Annotated in this window: 15 protein-coding genes; 11 read left to right on the forward strand and 4 right to left on the reverse strand. The window is 38.3% G+C overall.

From position 1 onward, the window contains the following. Window positions 1-65 precede the first annotated feature (65 nt). The 9 genes from G466_RS21470 to G466_RS0105140 all read left to right on the forward strand — a co-directional run bounded on the left by G466_RS21470 (window position 66) and on the right by G466_RS0105140 (window position 6884). A complete protein-coding gene (locus G466_RS21470; protein ID WP_034234703.1) occupies window positions 66-563 on the forward strand; it encodes an SRPBCC family protein in 498 nt (165 codons plus the stop codon). Window positions 564-622: 59 nt separating this feature from the next. Next, window positions 623-1315 carry an SDR family NAD(P)-dependent oxidoreductase gene (locus tag G466_RS0105105; RefSeq protein ID WP_026812687.1) on the forward strand — a complete coding sequence of 231 codons (693 nt, stop codon included), beginning with the start codon at window positions 623-625 and terminating at the stop codon, window positions 1313-1315. A 1-nt stretch (window position 1316) separates the two neighbouring features. Beyond that, window positions 1317-2627: a cryptochrome/photolyase family protein gene (locus tag G466_RS0105110; RefSeq protein ID WP_026812688.1), complete on the forward strand. Its 1311-nt coding sequence runs from the start codon at window positions 1317-1319 to the stop codon at window positions 2625-2627. Between the two features lie 439 nt (window positions 2628-3066). Continuing rightward, on the forward strand, window positions 3067-3576 hold the full coding sequence (locus G466_RS0105115; RefSeq protein ID WP_026812689.1) for a DUF3124 domain-containing protein: 510 nt from the start codon (window positions 3067-3069) through the stop codon (window positions 3574-3576). Between the two features lie 196 nt (window positions 3577-3772). After that, a complete protein-coding gene (locus G466_RS0105120; RefSeq protein WP_026812690.1) occupies window positions 3773-4432 on the forward strand; it encodes a beta/alpha barrel domain-containing protein in 660 nt (219 codons plus the stop codon). A 303-nt stretch (window positions 4433-4735) separates the two neighbouring features. Then, window positions 4736-5035, forward strand: a complete 300-nt coding sequence (locus G466_RS21475; protein WP_034234705.1) for a hypothetical protein — start codon at window positions 4736-4738, stop codon at window positions 5033-5035. 18 nt (window positions 5036-5053) lie between these two features. Beyond that, the gene (locus tag G466_RS21480; protein WP_084418739.1) at window positions 5054-5761 is read left to right on the forward strand and encodes a lysoplasmalogenase; all 708 of its coding nucleotides are present in this window, start codon (window positions 5054-5056) and stop codon (window positions 5759-5761) included. Further along, a complete protein-coding gene (locus tag G466_RS0105135; protein ID WP_026812691.1) occupies window positions 5718-6128 on the forward strand; it encodes a GNAT family N-acetyltransferase in 411 nt (136 codons plus the stop codon). The genes G466_RS21480 and G466_RS0105135 overlap by 44 nt, the downstream gene beginning before the upstream one ends. Before the next feature lie 276 nt (window positions 6129-6404). Further along, the gene (locus G466_RS0105140; protein ID WP_051315530.1) at window positions 6405-6884 is read left to right on the forward strand and encodes a GAF domain-containing protein; all 480 of its coding nucleotides are present in this window, start codon (window positions 6405-6407) and stop codon (window positions 6882-6884) included. 159 nt (window positions 6885-7043) lie between these two features. On the opposite strand, the gene G466_RS21485 is transcribed toward G466_RS0105140, so the two are convergent. Next, window positions 7044-7442: a pyruvate kinase gene (locus G466_RS21485; protein WP_189356653.1), complete on the reverse strand. Its 399-nt coding sequence runs from the start codon at window positions 7440-7442 to the stop codon at window positions 7044-7046. Window positions 7443-7731: 289 nt separating this feature from the next. On the opposite strand from G466_RS21485, the gene G466_RS0105150 reads away from it, so the two are divergent. After that, on the forward strand, window positions 7732-8310 hold the full coding sequence (locus G466_RS0105150; RefSeq protein ID WP_026812693.1) for a PhnA domain-containing protein: 579 nt from the start codon (window positions 7732-7734) through the stop codon (window positions 8308-8310). A 468-nt stretch (window positions 8311-8778) separates the two neighbouring features. After that, entirely contained in the window at window positions 8779-10050 is a 1272-nt protein-coding gene (locus tag G466_RS0105155; RefSeq protein ID WP_026812694.1) for an MFS transporter, read from the forward strand. A 45-nt stretch (window positions 10051-10095) separates the two neighbouring features. Here the strand turns inward: G466_RS0105155 and G466_RS0105160 are convergent, their stop codons facing one another. The 3 genes from G466_RS0105160 to G466_RS21490 form a co-directional block, all read right to left on the reverse strand. Continuing rightward, window positions 10096-10578 carry a GNAT family N-acetyltransferase gene (locus tag G466_RS0105160; RefSeq protein ID WP_169720735.1) on the reverse strand — a complete coding sequence of 161 codons (483 nt, stop codon included), beginning with the start codon at window positions 10576-10578 and terminating at the stop codon, window positions 10096-10098. 95 nt (window positions 10579-10673) lie between these two features. Continuing rightward, window positions 10674-11984 carry a phosphoribosylamine--glycine ligase gene (locus G466_RS0105165; RefSeq protein ID WP_051315531.1) on the reverse strand — a complete coding sequence of 437 codons (1311 nt, stop codon included), beginning with the start codon at window positions 11982-11984 and terminating at the stop codon, window positions 10674-10676. Between the two features lie 672 nt (window positions 11985-12656). Beyond that, window positions 12657-18641, reverse strand: coding sequence for a malectin domain-containing carbohydrate-binding protein (locus G466_RS21490; protein ID WP_229797172.1), 5985 nt, complete (start codon window positions 18639-18641; stop codon window positions 12657-12659). Window positions 18642-18693 lie beyond the last annotated feature (52 nt).

Raw genomic sequence — 18693 nt, forward strand, 5'->3', positions numbered from 1 at the left:
GTTTTGTTGAATGTTATTTTAATTTAGTTAAACATTATTGTTTTATCTTTACACAAATAAATCTAATGAGGTTATACCAATTACACTCAAAACAAACCCTCCCCATTTCTAAAGAAAGAGCATGGGAATTTTTAATTGACCCTAAAAACCTTAAAGTTATAACTCCAAAAGCCATGGGATTTAATATCTTATCTGGAGGGGAAGTACCCCTGTTTCCTGGTCAAATTATTCAGTATACGGTTTCACCATTTCCAGGTTATACTACTAAGTGGGTAACCGAAATTACCCATATAAAGGAGGGTGAATATTTTGTGGATGAGCAACGTTTTGGACCTTATGCCCTATGGCATCATAAACATTTCCTAACCGAAGTACCTGGAGGTGTAGAAATGGAGGACATCATAGATTACAAGCTTCCATTACGATTTCTCGGCCAAATGGCTCATCCAATATTAGTAAAGAGGCCATTACAAAAGATATTTGATTATAGAAGAGAAAAATTAAATTCCCTATTTGGGGAGTGCAAGAACCATATACCCTTCTTAGAATTTAAATCATTTTAAACTATTGAATTCATGAGATCTCGATGCCGATTACCGTTTAACACCTAAAATCAAATAAAATGAAAAAAAATATCTTAATTATAGGTGGTTCTTACGGGATCGGTTTATTCATAGTGCAAAGTCTCGAAAAAGATTTTCATATTTATGTCGCCTCCAGAACAAAAGGAGAACTGAATAGATTAAATGTCACTCATATTCTATTTGATGCAGCTACTGACAACCTCAACCTTAACCTTCTGCCCGAACAAATACACGGATTTGTTTACATGCCAGGGAGTATTGAGTTGAAACCATTCAAAAGAATTGGCTTGGAAACTTTTAAAGCAGATATGGAAATCAATTTTTTCAATTTGGTAAAAGTGGTAAAAGATATTATCTCGAGAATGGCTGATAATTCTAGTATGGTATTCTTTAGTAGCGTGGCCGCAGGCAGCGGAATGCCTTTTCACACGAGCATTGCTGCCTCCAAAGGTGCTATTGAAGGTTTTACTAGATCTCTGGCCGCAGAATACGCACCCAAAATTCGAGTCAATGTAATTGCCCCCTCCATAGTGGATACTCCCCTAGCTTCAAAACTATTGAACAATGATAAAAAGCAAGAAAATATGTCTAACAGACACCCGCTCAAAAGAATTGGAAATCCACAGGATATTGGGAACACTGCGCTTTTTCTATTAAGTGATAAAAGTTCATGGATAACAGGACAGGTAATTGCAGTGGACGGTGGGATATCAACCTTAAAGACCAACTAAAATGAGTGAAAAAATAACCATATTCTGGTTCAGAAGGGATTTAAGATTCGAAGATAACATTGGTCTATATGCTGCTTTAGAAGACGCCCATCCAGTTTTACCCCTCTTTATTTTTGATGAGGAGATTCTGGATACCTTGCCCACTAATGATCCTCGAGTAACCTTTATTTATAATAGAGTACAGCAAATGCGTACCCAATTAACAGAAGAGTATAGTTCGACTCTGGCTATTTATCATGGTAAACCCAAAGAAATATTTAAGCAGCTGATACACGAATTTAAAGTACATCAGGTTATAACCAATCGAGATTATGAACCTTATGCCATACATAGGGATAAAGAAATAGGCAGTTATTTGAAAAGTCAAAATGTAGCCTTCAATACTTATAAGGACCAAGTGATTTTTGAGGAGAACGAGATTGTAAAATCTGATGGAAATCCATATTTGGTATATACGCCATATAAAAACAAATGGCAGGCACAGTTTAAAGACAAAGAGAACTTATTAGAAAGTAGCTCAGAGAAGTATTTGAAAAATCTAGTGCGAGACCATAATCTGTCCCATATATCGCTTTCTGATATGGGTTTTACCGCTTCAAATATTGAAGTACCAGATTACACGCTAGACCCACATCTCATTCAGAACTATGAGGAAACTAGAGATTACCCTTACATAGAGGAAGGAACGTCTAAACTAGGACCGCACTTACGCTTTGGAACCATATCTATACGGACTGTTATGAAAAAAGCAATTGCGGAGGAAAACCATGTTTTTTGGAGCGAATTAATATGGCGCGAATTCTTTATGCAAATACTCTATCACTTTCCCCATACTGTTACGGATACGTTTAAGCCCAATTACGACCGGATTGTATGGCGCAATAATGAAAAAGAATTTGACAAATGGAAGAAGGGTGAGACAGGTTACGAATTGGTAGATGCTGGAATGCGCGAACTAAACGCCACAGGGTTTATGCACAATCGTGTGCGAATGCTAGTAGCGAGTTTTCTTTGTAAGCACCTCCTTATTGATTGGCGTTGGGGAGAAGCCTATTTTGCAGAAAAGTTGTTGGACTATGAAATGAGTTCCAATATTGGAAATTGGCAATGGGCGGCAGGAAGTGGAGTAGATGCAGCACCTTATTTTAGAATTTTCAATCCCAATACGCAAGCGGATAAATTTGACAAAGAGAGAAAATATATTAATAAATGGATTCCCAACATTGATGAATCCACTTATCCAGATAAAATGGTGAACCATAAGGAAGCCCGTGAACGTTGTTTAAAAGTCTACAAGGAAGCGTTAAGATAACGCTATTTCTCATATAATAATATTCCTCAGTAGTCCAATTAACTTACTACTTTTACAACTCCTATAAACCGAACTATTAATCCGCTTAAAATCAATTCATATAAGAACAAACATCCGCTTTAAACTATCCCATTAACATTTGGAAAGCTAGCGTTTTGGTAGGGTAGCGATTAATTGATTATATTTAGTTTTTTCTACTAGGGTAAAGCAAAATAAAACACTAAAAACGAAATATAGTTTGAATAGGTTAGTATAGTTGTCAATGTTAAAAGCATTATCCATTTCGGGATATTAATTAAAACTTTACCTTTAATCTATCTTCCAACATATGACATGGATAAAAGTGGAATAGGCTAACCTTTAAGTATTAAAGGACCTAAAAATTAACTTCTTGAGCCATGTTTAAATACGTGAACTAACAAAGTTTAAAACAAATACTATGGGGAGAAGATTATGCCTGCTACTAATTGCACTTATACTAAGTTTAGGTTGTAACAACCAAGAGAAAATAAGCCATATAGACTCAAACAACTGGAGCAAAAGATATACCACGCTACCGAAAAATGACACTTTGATAAAGGGTAGCTCTTATCTTTCCATTTATTCCTCTATCTATGACGGTACAGAGAAAACGCTCCACCACTTAACAGCCACTGCAAGCATGCGCAATGTAAGTGTTTCTGATTCTATTTATATTATGAAGGCATCTTATTATGATACTGGAGGAAATCTTATTCGCACCTATTTTGACCAACCTATTTTTCTAAAACCACTCGAAACTATAGAAATTGTAATTGATCAAGACGATAAATTTGGTGGGACGGGGGCAAATTTCGTTTTCGAATGGGCGGTAAATTCAGATCTGCACGAGCCAATTTTTGAAGCAGTGATGATTTCAACAACAGGGCAACAGGGAATTTCATTTACTACACGGGGAGTAAAATTATAGAAATAGGCAATGACATCACGGTAAGCGCATGATGCATCGGAGGTAGATCACCGAATACAAATGAAAGCCCGCCTAAACGGAACGGGCAGTAGCGTCAGAGCATTCTAGTCTCACTTAGTGATTGGGTCTATAACACTTAAAACCATTTTGAAAAGTGAACTATTACTATCTTTCCTCAATTTTTTAATATAACATCATGAAAAAAATTCCATCTTTTGGTAGTAGACTTAGGAACAATATTGTAATCGTACCTGAAGTTATTGATACCTGTTCCGGGATTCGCGTCTTTGGACAGTTATTAAAGTCGTTCTTATTCAGTACTGATGTTGCTATTATTAGGAATACCAATGCAAATGCCATCATCGCTGTATACCCTTTTACCCCTCAGCCTTTGATCACACATTCCTTAATACTGGCTTCGGATAAACCGATTTTCTGTGGCGTTGGAGGGGGGATAACCACGGGTGTTAGATGTGTGGAACTAGCTTTACATGCAGAATTTCAAGGCGCTCTTGGGGTGGTCCTTAATAAACCTACCCCCAATGATTTGATAAAATTACTTAAAGAAAAAATAGATATTCCAATCACCATAACAGTGGTTTCCGAAAAGGACGATATTAAGGGAAGAATAACCTCGGGAGTGGATATTTTTAATGTTTCAGGCGCTAAAAAAACCACAGATATCATAAAGAAAATCCGTGATTTAGATCAGGATATTGCTATTTTGGCAACCGGTGGAAGAAATGAAGATGATATTTTAATGGCCATAGAAGCAGGTGCCAATGCCATATCCTATACCCCACCCTCTACAAGTGAGCTTTTTAAAGACATTATGATTAAATACAGGGAAGAATAACCATTTAAATATTTATATTTATATGGTTATTCTGCAGTAATGTAGGTTAACCCTATTTTAAAACAATCTTTAGAGAAAGGAACGGTTCTAATTTAGATAAGTGTTTTTCACTGCTAGAGCAATTTCATAATTATTAGAATTACCAAGAGTCTGATCCAAAGGTTAAGCTATTTCCCACTAAATCCGTTTTATTCAATGGACATCTGGGAGCGACAATTATATTTATAGAAGACCCTTTTCCATATAACGGATTAAAATGTTTAAGTACAAGATTTTTCGGTTTATATCTTAATACATTGTAGTATGAATATTATTAATAGTATCCCTGAAGATGTTTTTGAAAGTATTGGGATCGTAGCAGGCCTAAGTGCTTGTTTGGTAATTGCAATTCAGGTTTATAAAGAATATAGGTTCAAAGGCCCAAGTAGTCTTTCTGACGGTTTTATTTTTGGCTGGGTGCTAATATATCTATTTTGGTGTTTTTACGGGATTAGGTTCAATGCAATAGCCCTATGGCTTACCAATGCTATTGCCGTTTTATTACAGTTAACATTATGTTTTATTGTAATTAAAAAACGAAAGGCTTACCAGTCCAATCCATAAAACCAAACTAGATACCGTATGAATTTTAAATCTTATATATTCTTACTCGGTTATATTTGTATCGTTTCCCTTGATCTTCTGTTCGGCAATCTGAATTTCCAAGAATACAGACTGCTAACTAAACCATTGATCGTTATTTCCTTAATGATCTACTTCGTATTAAAAGGAAAGAGGCTTCAAAAAAAAATATTTCTATTTACCATCCTAGCTTTATTTTTCTCATTAATTGGAGATTTTCTTTTGCTTTTTGAGGGGCGTACGCCTTCAATTTTTCTATTAGGCTTACTTTCATTCTTATTAGCACATATAAGTTATAGTATCGTTTTTATAAGACAAAGGAAAATAAAATTCACCAACGAATATTGGGTTATGATAACAGCACTAGTTAGCTGCGGCATTGGCTTATTTCTTGTAGTAAGAAAAAACTTGGGGGAATTTATGATTCCAGTAATCGTCTATATCATTGTAATATTGATTATGGCAATTACTGCTTTAAACCGAATGGGCACGGTTAGCAGAAAGAGTTATGCTTTGGTGTTTTTAGGGGTATTTTTCTTTATTATTTCCGATAGTACTCTGGCTATCAATAAATTTAGCTTTCCTGTTCCTATGGCACATTTTTGGATAATGGGCACCTACGCAACGTCACAATACTTAATAATTAATGGTTTATTGACCAGCAATGAAAAAAATTATAAAGCAAATAACGGTAGCGGAAACTTATGAATTAAGGCATAAGGTAATGTGGCCCAATAAACCTATCTCTTTTATTATGCTTCCCAATGATGCCGAAGGAATTCATTTTGGGTTATTTGTTGATGAAGCGCTAGTATCAGTAGTATCCCTATTTATTGAAGATAGCAAAGCACAGTTCCGAAAATTGGCCACCCTAGAGAAAGAACAGCGCAAGGGGTATGGATCCCTCCTTGTGTCTCACCTTATTCTACTTACAGAACAAAAGAAATTAACTGAATTATGGTGTAATGCCAGAGCCAATAAACAAGAATTCTATATGCGGTTTGGAATTTTACCAACCAGTAACCAGTTTAGCAAGGCTGGAATTGACTATATAGTGATGAAAAGAAGATTCTAGGATCCTTTGCTAAGATTCAAGCCAATAGACAATTCAATCTTTTAATGATAACTTAACATCATATAAATAACTCTCTATTTTACCCTAATTAGTTTACAGTCCAATAGTCAATCCAACATTTTCCACCTAGTATACCTCATAAATTACCATGACATAATGGGAATAGAGGTATTTTATAACAAATACTCCTGTTTATGAACCAACAAGTAGTAGTCTAATGGTTGGTATTAAATTGAAATTAGTAAATTTGGATATTGACCTTTTTTTTACTGAAATATGAAACAACAAAGCGCTGTACCCAATACTATTATTACGCCTCTTCTATCAGCAGATCCTATTGATTGGCAGAAAGTATTATCCACTATTATTGCCGATTACGGTTGTACCACCGGAACCATACATTTCCTGGATGAAAGCTCGTCCTTACTCCATCTTAAAGTAGAGCAAGGCATTCCACCCTTTTTAATACCAAAACTTTCAAAGATCCCAATTGGAAAAGGAATGGCAGGTATTGCGGCCGAGCGTCGTGAACCAGTAGAAATGTGCAATCTTCAAACCGATGATTCCGGGGTAGCTCGGCCTGCCGCGAAAGAAACAAAAGTAGAGGGATCCATAGCCCTACCGCTATTAAAGGATCATTTATTATATGGCACCTTGGGCATTGCAAAGCCTGTCCCCTACGATTTTACTGATAAAGAAATCAATTCCCTTATGAGAATTGGAGAAGAAATTTGTGATTATATAAAAAACTCGTAATTATAAAATAAGGATTTGCTTCTCAATTATGAGTAGCTTATAAAATGCAACTGCATAAAAATAAAATAATTCTTCAATTTAAAATTGACCTTAAGGATAAATACCCTTTCGATATAGAATTATCAATCTTAAAGAGACATGGGATCATTAGTAATGCCCCTAGTGATCCCATATTATTTCCTTAATGCTATCGCTATCTGTTTCAGACTTTTGCAACAACCCCTTTTCCTTGAACAACCCATAAATCATTCTTTTTTCCTCCAAATTGAAGGATCGCTGGGAAAACCAATCATTTGCTACTATTTTCTCCTCCTCCTCCTCTGCCTTCTGCAAAATTTCATCAGTTGTTATATACCAGTAAACCCACCTATTATTGGCTTGGGCATAGCAGACCTCCTTATTTAAAGCCGAGGTGGTTTTTATATTTCTTAATCTCTCCCCATTTTCCAAAATGGCCAAAGTTTTGGTTAATCTTACCACCTCAGAAAACGTATACCTCATAAAATCACTAAATCCATTTTGGCTAACATTGTATAGCTTATCTCCTACTTTTAACATTTCCATTATTTTAATCCGCGAACAAAAATACCGTTCCAAAACTATTTTAGCTTCCTTTAAAATCAGAACTTATAAACATTGGGGCTATTAAGTCAAATCCAGAAAAAGGGGTTTAACCGCTCCAAATTTGGTAGCCTAGGAAAGGATTACGAATAAGCTGTTGACAATCAAATACTAACATTAAACTTGGAATAGTAATATTTAAAATAGCTTCAAGACTCTATTTTTTAGGCATATATGGCAACCATTAATACAATTCGTGTAATTTTGTCTGCTAAAACTTATTGCAATGAATATTGAGCGAGAATTGGAAAAAAGGAGTAATCATAAATGTGAGCTCTGCACCAGTACAGAAAAATTGGAAGTACTGGAAGTTCAGCCTTCAAAAGAAAATGGCTTAGATGGTAGTCTTTTAGTTTGTTCCGTTTGTAAAGAACAAATTGAAAATCCTGATAAAACAGAACCAAATCACTGGAGATGTTTAAATGATAGTATGTGGAGTGAGCACAGTCCCGTAAAAGTTATTGCATGGAGGATGTTGAGTAGGTTGAGGGCAGAAGGATGGCCACAAGATCTCTTGGATATGATGTACTTAGAGGAAGAGGAATTGGAATGGGCAAAAGCCACAGGGGAAGGTGCCCCAGCTGAAAACCAAATTATACATCGAGATAGTAACGGCGTAATAATTGAAGCAGGAGATAGTGTGGTCCTTATAAAAGATCTACCTGTAAAAGGATCTAGCATGATAGCCAAAAGAGGGACCGCGGTAAGACGTGTCTCCTTAGACCGTGAAAATGCTGAATTTATAGAAGGAAGAGTAGACGGACAGCAAATCGTTATTCTAACTAAGTATGTAAAGAAAATATAACGGTGTATACTATGTAGATCATATTAGTTGATTGTTTTTTTTACGGATAAACCCTGAAGACACCGTCTTTATCTTATATACATTAGAATATAATATAAATTGAAGAATTTGCATCCTAAAGCTGGTTCAGATGAACAATAGTAAGGAGAACACGCATAAATGGTTAAACTCCTGGTCTTTAGGATGCGATTTCTAGATCAATGTGAAAGGCAATTTATGCTAGAATGATAACCGGAAGGGATAATTATAATAATTTTATAGGTTTTTAATGAGTTACAGGTGAGGCTATTATTCTATAATTCAACCATAACACACTCACAATCCACCTATTAAATATTCTGGTAATAATATTTAGGATTTAGGATTTTATAATTCTGTAAATGTTTTAAAATACTATCCTATGACACTTATCTAGACTACTAGAAATGGGCAATAGGTGAAAGATAAAAAATAAGATATTAGAAACCAATGGTCAAAAACGATGCTTATGCTGCATTGAGATATAGGGAATTCAATATTTTCCTGTTGGTACGGTTTGCTATGGTTTTTGCTTGGTCCATGCAATTTATTGTTATTGAGTGGGAAGTCTATTCTTTGACCAAAAACCCATTATCCTTGGGGATAATAGGACTAATGGAAGTCATCCCAGCGGTATCTATGGCACTTTTTGCAGGACATATTGTCGATCAAAAGGAAAAAAAAGGTTTACTATTAAAATGTATCTTAGGATTTTCTGTAATTAGCTTGGGACTTTTTTTATTAACATGGCCAATAATTGTTGGCAACTGGTCACAGAATGAAATTTTATATTCCATCTATTTCTTAGTTTTTCTTGGAGGAATTGTAAGGGCTTTTTTAGGTCCCACAATTTTCTCTCTCTTTGCTTTAATCGTTCCAAAAAAAGTGTATCCCAATGCTGCTACATGGAGTAGTTCGGTATGGCAAATGGGTGCTGTATTGGGACCTGCTTTAGCTGGATTCAGTATTCACTGGATTGGGGTACATTGGTCTATGTGCCTCATCTTTTTTTTCTCCTTAATGGCAATAATTACGCTTACGCAAATAAAGAAAAAGCCCATTTTAAATCCCAAAATTGGAGAACCAGTGCTCCAAAGTCTTAAAGAAGGACTGAAGTTTGTATTTGGGACAAAGATTATTCTTGGTGCTTTAAGCTTAGATATGATAGCGGTTCTCTTTGGCGGTGCCGTAGCCCTACTACCCATCTATGCGCAGGATATATTAAAAGTAGGGCCCGAAGGTTTCGGTATTTTAAGAGCAGCCCCGGCCGTAGGTGCCCTTTTAATTATGTTTACCTCCGCACATTTCCCCTTAAATAAAAACGCCGGAATGAAACTATTGGGAGCGATTTTTGGATTTGGAATCTGTATTATGATTTTTGGTATATCCACCTGGTTCTGGGTCTCAGTAGTGGCCTTGTTTTTAAGTGGGGCAACAGATGGTATTTCCATGGTAATACGGCAAACCATCCTTCAATTAAGAACTCCAGATCATATGCGCGGGCGGGTGGCCTCTGTAAACTCCATGTTTGTTGGCTCTTCTAACGAACTGGGTGCTTTTGAAAGCGGACTTACCGCCAAACTTATGGGAACTGTTACTTCGGTGGTATTTGGAGGTTGCATGACATTAACGACGGTATTATTTACCGGTGCCATATCCCCCACATTTAGAAAATTAGACTTGCGTAAAGATCTGGAAGACCATGAGAATAGTGATCAGTAAGTACATCTTAACTTCCAGAAAACCTGTTTGAGTATTTTCTTTTACTTATAAATTTATAAAGTCTTTAGATATGGGCTTAACTGGTTCATATACAAACATCCATTCAGGATTTTCCGTATCTGTACTTTCCGATACACATACAAATTCGTTCTTTAGGTAAAAGGTTTTCAATGCATCCTCTTCAATGGTCAGCCAAAATCCTTGATTAGGGAATTCGGTCTTTAAAATCTTCAACCAACGAGAACCTAAAGCTTTATTTCTATGTTCGGGGTGAACAAATAAAAAACCGATATAATGATAGCCTTTGGAGACGTACAGCGCTCCTTTCTCAATTTCAAAATTCGTTCTATTTGGGGGGGAACTCCTAAATAAGATTCCTCCTGCAACAATTACTCCGCCATCCATTAAGGCATAAATGCTAGCAGTTTTACTATATTCTAGCCATATAGGGCCAATTACCTCTTGCCAATCCTCAGGAAGAATATCAAAAAACTTTAAGTAATTATCCGTTATATCTAGGAATTCCATAGCGCCAATCATTTACTGACATAAAAAATAAAATACTCCTTTTTGAAATCAATTGTACGACATCCCATTTGCAATGTTAAACGCAAGAATGATTGTTACAACAAACCCCAGGACCACAATCGGTCAAAATCATCGGACCACCGGTCTCCAATATCAGTACGATAATACACATTATTGATTATAATGTTATTTATCCTGTTCTTCATCATCCGTTGGGCATCCTTCATAGTTAGTCCAGTACCGGTCACCATCAATGCAATTCCAGTATTTCCTGTAATTAACCATTCGTCATTTATTTTTTTAAGGTGCATAGGGTGTATGCCCTCTTTTAATTCCTTTTTAAATACAATTACAGAATCTTTGGAAAACAGTTCAAAAGACTTTTTGTCCTCAAAAGGAAAGGGAGGGACTACCATATAAGCACCTACCTGAAACCCCTTTCTAACATTGATTTTAAAGCTCTCGCCTACCGCCAATTTATAGAACATATTACCAATAGGTTCAGTGATACCAGCACGTTGTATAAATATTTGAGGGTAGCCAAACCTAGAAGTAAATTCTAACGGAAATATACCATTCCCATTTACAATACAGTTGATATCCAACTGCCCCACGAACCCCCCTTTAGCTAGTGATTTTTCAAACTTTTTTAAAGTAGCATCAAAAATTGGTGAGTCTTTGGTCCAGAACATACTAGAACCCATTTCCCCAGTAGAGACTCCCAATTCCTTAGGGAACAATTTTTTATGCTCAAACGTGACATTTATCGGATAAATAAATTCCTTTCCGTTAAAATAGGCAGAGACCGATACCTCTACCCCTTTCACTTTGCGCTGCAATTGGAAATTACCAAAGTCGTTACCCCATGATTTTTCGTAAGCTTTTAGCACCCGGATTACATCTAGCCCCTCATCATCGCTACCAACGAACAATAGTTGCTTGTATTCTTGGGTTTCACCAGATGGTTTAATAACATATGAGTTTGGATTGCTTTTTACATAGTCGATGGCATCCTGAAAATTAAAAAACTCTTTGGAAGGTAGAATTTTAATTCCCAGCTTCTTCAATTCATCCTGCCCAAAATTACGATCCAACTCCAACATATCGGAATATTCCGTACCTCCTATTACCAATTTTCCTTGGGCCCTTAATTCCGAGCATGTTTTCCCATAACCGGTATAGTCAAAGATCAGTACATCTGCCCAATCTACATGACTTTTCCAATCCTTGGCCTTTTTTACAAAACCATACCCTATTTCTCTGGATGGCTTATCTTCAATATACATCTTTACATCATGCCCCTCATTTAATATGGCCACTGCAATATCGAGAGTTTCACCCCATCGGGAGACGATTAAGAAATTACGTTTTATTTCGGTATTATTTTTTTGTTTATCCTTTTTCAAGATAGGAGCTATTTTTTTAAATTAAAATGATAGTGATTGATACTCTGAATTTAACCTAGGAGAACTATATATTTTGCCTATGTAAGGTATTTGGGATATACTCCTCACCCTTTTTAAAACAAAATAATCGATTAGGTAAAAGACTCAAAATATTGGAGTCCCATGTATTTATTGTGCAATGCACATAGACTTTAAGCCTTAAATTTAATGATAGTTTCAATAGCATAACCCTATACCTATTTGCGTATAGTTAAAACAAAGATATATGAAAATTTAATGCGATTATTATAAATAAACAGGTGGTCACATTATAATTTATCATATGATTTTCACTAAACATGAATGTACAATTCTCTTGATTTTTAGACGCATAAAGCTGCAGTTATTTGCGGGTATAAAAACATTTTATATGCTAACTGAAAGTTAATCAAATAAATCAAGAAATAGTTTTTAAGGGCTTTTTCACAGCCTTGTACATTAAAAAAAGACATCGTTTTATGCCTCTTAAATTTGAAGTTAGAAGATCCCCTGATACATTAAAAGTCTTCAATTCCGTAATATTTAAATTTGGTAAGAATGCTAATCAAAAACAAGGGTAGTAAACAAATCAAAACCAATTCTTCTGGTCATAGAAAAATAAAAGGTGCCAACTTCACAGGAAATGGAAAATTATCATCTTTTCACTACCAATTTATAGTTGAAAACCGTGGTAGTACCGTTAATTAAATTGACCAAATAAACCCCATTATCGAGATCTTGCACACTAAACTGATAGAAGAATTCATCAATTTTAATGTCAGATGCTATAAATTCTTGAACTATCCGTCCACCTATGTCATGAATTACTATAGATTCTAACCTTATCAACGGATCTAATATCTCTACATTGGATACCGTAGAGGAAGGATTAGGGAAAAACCTTATTCTTTGAGTCTCATCCATTTTCATTTGCTCCTGTAAAGAGAAATCTTCAAAAGTACGACTGGGAGAGCTTCCCTTTGCTGCAATTTGAGATACGATAGAAAACTGAAGGGACATGGTGGTTCCAGTAGTACCACTTTTATTGGAACCTGAATAAGGAGTGGCGTTCACTGTATAATTGCCAACTGGAAATAATTTACCAAAATAGTCCCCTGCATTATCACCGAATAGCGCATAAGGTGCCACTCCTTCGGTCTGAGTAAAGTTTACTGGCCCGGTAATAGATAAAAATACACTGCCTACTGTGGCTGGGTTGGTATTGGCCCTTATATTGAGTCCTTTTCCCTGCGTTGTGGTCACATTGATCTGCTGTCCGTTAGTCAGATTAAACATATCTACGTCCAAATCCGCGTTTACCAAGGTGAGACTTGTAACCCCATTTTGGGAAACAGCACCTACGTTTATGGCCACCGTTTTAGTATTTTGAAGACCCCCAGAATCCGTCACGGTCAATACCGCGTTATAACTCCCTCCCGTGGTATAGGTATGGGAGGGGTTGGCGGTAGACACTAGAACGGTACCATCACCAAAATTCCATGAGTAACTAGTGACCCCATTGTCATCCGTAGAATTACTACCTGTAAAGTTTACGGTCAACGGAGCGTTTCCACTTAAGGGTGTTGCACTAGCTACCGCTACGGGAGGTTGGTTTCCCCCTCCCTGGCCAATAATTGAGAATGAAATGGAAAGTGTACCTAAATTGTTACCACTACCACCAGAACCGCTATAGGCTGTTGCGCTTATGGTGTAGTTTCCTAAAGGAAATAATTTGCCAAAATAATCCCCTGCATTATCACCGAATAGCGCATAAGGTGCCACTCCTTCGGTCTGAGCAAAGTTTACTGGCCCGGTAATAGATAAAAATACACTGCCTACTGTGGCTGGGTTGGTATTGGCCCTTATATTGAGTCCTTTTCCTTGCGTTGTAGCCACATTGATCTGCTGTCCGTTAGTCAGATTAAACATATCTACGTCCATATCCGCGTTTACCATGGTAAGGCTCACTACGCCCGTTGCTGAACTTCCTTTATTACCCTGTAATACTACTTGAAGTTGGTTTGCCGAACCATGGTTTATAGTAAGCGTTGCATTTCTATTTGACAATGTCCCCGTATACGCTATGGCTATATTATGGGAGTTATTTGGTTTCAACAATCCGTTTACGATGCCTCCGGATACAATGGAAAATTCGTTGGCATTGGGACCAGAGAGCTGCATAGATTTTACTATTATCCCTACATTCCCCCCTGAAGTTGTCAGTGATATGCTCGCATTGGTACCATGCTGGACCACAACGGAGCTCGGTGCCGATAAGATACTTGCAACACTAGGATTTCCTATAGGTGTATCCGAACCGTAGACTTCCATATTCTTTTGGTTACCTCCTCCAAGATTGTTAGATCCACCTACAACATATATACCGGAACCAGAGACTATAGCCTGAGTGCCATGACGTTCATAATTAAGGTTTCCCAATCGCGTCCAATTTCCTGTGGTGGGGTTATATTCTTCCGTAATCTTGACTGCATCGGTCGTGAGCACTCCATAGACCTGTTCGTCCTGTACTTCTCCGCCTACTACCATCAGTTTACCGTTGAAAACTGCCACGGCTGCCGCCGCCCTTGGTGTGGGTATATTTTGGCCAGATGGTAGCGTACTCCAACTAGAAGTGGCAAAATTATACACGTCCACCTGAGGTATTAATGGCTTAAAGGTGCCGCCAGTTCCTCCAGATAATCGGCCTCCCACCGCATATAGCTTGTTCCCAATTACCGCAGCATGAAAATGATCACGTGCACGGGGCGCATTTGCTAACGGGGTCCAGATTCCCGTAGCAGGGTCATATACATCAAACCAGGGAACATAGCCCCCATTATGTCCTATTGTGTTCCCACCCACAATGTAAAACTTGTCGTTATACACCACCAGTCCAGAAGACCCTCGCCTTCTAGCAATGGGGATTTCAGGGCCCTGTATCCACTTTTTTGCTGCGGGATCAAAGGCCCAAATGAAGTCCGCCGGGTCCTCATTCGGGAAAATATTGGTCTTAAAGGCTCCTATCACCCATATTAGACCCTGGTACTCAGTGGCTTGATAATGATTAAACTCTACTGGAGCAGAATTGAAAAGTGTCGTCCAACTATTACTAGAATAGTCGTAAATATCCAAAGTTTTAGCATTTTCCCTGCCCCCCATTAAATAGAACTTATTTCCCGCCTGTACAAAAGAACACTCATGCCGGGCCGTATAGTTCTCGTTCTCATTTTTGTCTATCCAAGATAACGCACTGTTCGTAATGGTCCATTTAAACATTCTATTATCAGGGCTGGAACCTGGCTTAGAAGCAGTAACAATTACAGAATGTACTCCATTCCCATTTGGGCCACCATTAACTGCCGATGCATTAATAGTTCCATAGATCAATCCATTAGTAGGTTCTATTTCAAGACCAGAAGGTTGACCAGAAATACTAAAAGAAAAATTAGCATTCGGATCTCCACCTGTAGCAGAAGTTCCCAAGCTAATTTGATTATTGGTTACGGTGGTCTGATCTGCTATAGGAATTATATAAATAGGGAGAAATTGCGAATTAGAACCTAAAATTTCAATAGCTGCTATTTTGGGTTGGTCTACGCCCCCAACATTACTTAATGCAGAGAAGTTTATATTTAAAATTCCATCTGTCAGTGTTACCGGGAAGGACTTGGTTACCACGGTTTCAGCGCCTACATTGGCATATATATCATAGTTATCCATTACCAATACTCCTTCCATATTTACATCAAAGATTCTTTTCCCAATAGCATTCCAATAAATCTCCGCAAAATGCAGAACTACAGTATACTTACCATTAGCAAGTGGGATATTATATGAAAATGTTTTAGTTGAGGAAGATCGTTCTGTTTGATACATAACTGGAACTAGAGCAGCAGAATTCGTATAAGACTGTCCTCCCACAAAGTATTGATCTGATAAAAACAACTTACCGTTTGAATTGATTTGCGCTCCTCCCCCATTGATTCTTAAAGCAAAATTTTCCTGTCCGGCATCTACTCTCAAAAAATCCCATGTACCTTCCAGCTCCACATTATTGGCATTAGAAGTGCCAATAAGGCCCACAGCAAGATCTTTACCCGCCTGTTGTATGGCCGTCAATACTGATCCTTGGGCAGTAATGGTCCCAAAAGGTTTTCTAGCACCACCATCAAAGGAATATTCCAATGCGATCTGTCCGTTGGAAGGGTTGACTACGAAATATAAGGTCGCTCCGCTATTGGGCCTTGCATTAGGGGCCACTGCGAGGTTTATTGGTGCCTTTGGAAGGTTGTTGATCTCTTGTTGTACTGTAAGCCCAGCCTTGGTAATCACAAATTTAATGTAGTTTGCTTGGGTGCCGTCGCCAATAAAAATTCCTAGCTCTCCGTTGGGTGATAAGGCGTTTCCGTAAAGCTGCAATGGTGCTTTAAAATTCATCAAGCTCCCAGATACCGTAAAGGTCCCCGTCCCTTGATCTACCTGAACCCCATATTGAAATCCCTTTTTCTGGCTATTGGTATTCCCTAAAGCAGTGCCCGAGGTCATCTGCATAGTCATAGCACCAATTGCGCCCCCAAGAATATCGTTAGGGTTTGGACCGTTATTCCTATCATCAAGCCAATTAAGCCAATTGGGGTTTGCCTCCCCATTGTTCATTAATCCGGTTAACCCTAGACCTAGATAGCCCCCCAGGGATGTATCCGAGAAAAGCTCGTTGTTGATTGGCAATAAGAAAGCGTCGCTACCCCCTAAGGAGGGATTTCCTAATTGGAAAGGGTCATTGGCGTCTAGGATTCCATCATTATCATCGTCCGTGTCATTCAGATCGGAAACCAGAATTCCTCCGGCCACTTTGTCAAAATCATTTGGTTGGGAACCCCCATTACAGGCATCGGTCCCATTATCTTCCTCATCTTGATTGCTATAGCCATCGCTATCGTAATCTGCGTTGGAATTATAACCAGGATTTCCAGGCTTTAGGCAAGCTATAAAGTCTTGTGGCTCTAATACCACTATTGCAGAATTGAATGTTGCAAGCCATATGGTACCCGGAAACTTGTCTAAATCACTATTACAGGTAACTCCTAAAACATTTCCCCCTAATCCTGAGGCAAAAGAAGAAGTTAAGGTTTGTAAACTTCCGTCAGGCTTCAATTGTACCCTTCTCAGTACGCCTCCATTTTTACCCGCTATTAAATTGCCTTTCATGGCATTGTTAAAATTGGAAGCAGTGTACTCATCTATTCCGTTAGTATTGGTTGCCCATATAGTTACCAATGCGTCTACCGGGCCGTCCGGGTTGGCAATACCGGGTCCCCTCCAATCACCTTCCGCTATATTTGCACTGCCCACAGGTACCGGAGGCCAGTTTGCAGGTAATGCGACATTTGGATTACTGGTGTATCCTGGACCTGGATTACTAGGATCATACTTTAGCGTACGAAACACAGCACCTGCAGTACCGTTCAACGATGGGTTGGTATAAAGTCCCGCCCCTAATGGATTAGCCCTTGTAGGATTGGGATGTCCACCATAAAAGCCTCCAAAACTATAATTTTGTATATTGGTAGTCACCAGGCTCAGATGGTCCTCATTGTTTACCATTTCACCACCAGACGCAGTGCTGCTCCCTGGCTCCAAAGGATCATAATTATTATTTACTGCGCCGGACATTCCCTCATTCATAGGAAAACCGCCCCAGCCACCGTTGGCACCATTATCCGTTACATATACCGCACCCCCATTGGTCACAACAAGGTCATAGGCATTACGGTAACCTGGGGAAAATATCTGCACTGGCCCTCCGGGAATTACCATTGCCTGATTAAGTCCATCATTGCCTCCCCATGGGTCGTTCACATCCACCCCATTATAACCTCCTATACCAGGATCGGTTATCCCATTGGCATTAGCCCGGGTAGGGTCGTCAAGTGTAGGGATATCATAAATATAATTTCTGCCATTATCGCTCAATATTGGCAAGGTATTTATCATACTAAGGTTTATAGATAGAATAGCGGCCGATAGGGCATACTCCGCCGTATAAGCAAAACCGGCCGATGGAGCACCTGCGTTAGTGTGCCCTCCTTGCGCTACTAATAAGTACTCCTTGCCGTTAACCGTTACCAATTCCAGGCCATTAGTGGCATGGTTCTCTTCCGAGCGCGGTAGACCACGGACTAAGTCTACTACTGTCCAAGAAGTCCCGCTCCAGCTAAAACGGGTAATAACCCCGGAGTTTGTGTCCAAACCAATATCGCCATTACCTCCCCCGGTGCCGCCACCAATGCGGTAGTCGCTTGAAGACACATAAATTACGGGATGGGTCGCCGTACCCCCAACCGTTAGACCAACAGTCTCACGTAAATTACTGGAAAATATAGTACCATTATCATTATGGTTCGTTATATCCTGAATACCATTCAGCACCTCAGTATTCAGTACTACGTAGTTACCAGGTCCATTTCTTTGAATTGTATAAATTTTGATTAGTCCTTGATATTCGGCAACATAAAGTCTTCCATCAGGACCGAACATTAACGAAGTGCCGTTAAGAACAGATCCTTTCCCATTAAAATTTAAAGTACTTTGTTGAAAATTGACTTGAGCTCGTATCTCTGGTATATGAAAGGCTGCCAAAAATATAAGAATGAAAAATAATCGAAATCTAATAAAAAAGTAGAGATTCACC

Source organism: Arenibacter certesii DSM 19833 (genome assembly GCF_000429545.1).
GTDB classification, from domain to species: domain Bacteria; phylum Bacteroidota; class Bacteroidia; order Flavobacteriales; family Flavobacteriaceae; genus Arenibacter; species Arenibacter certesii.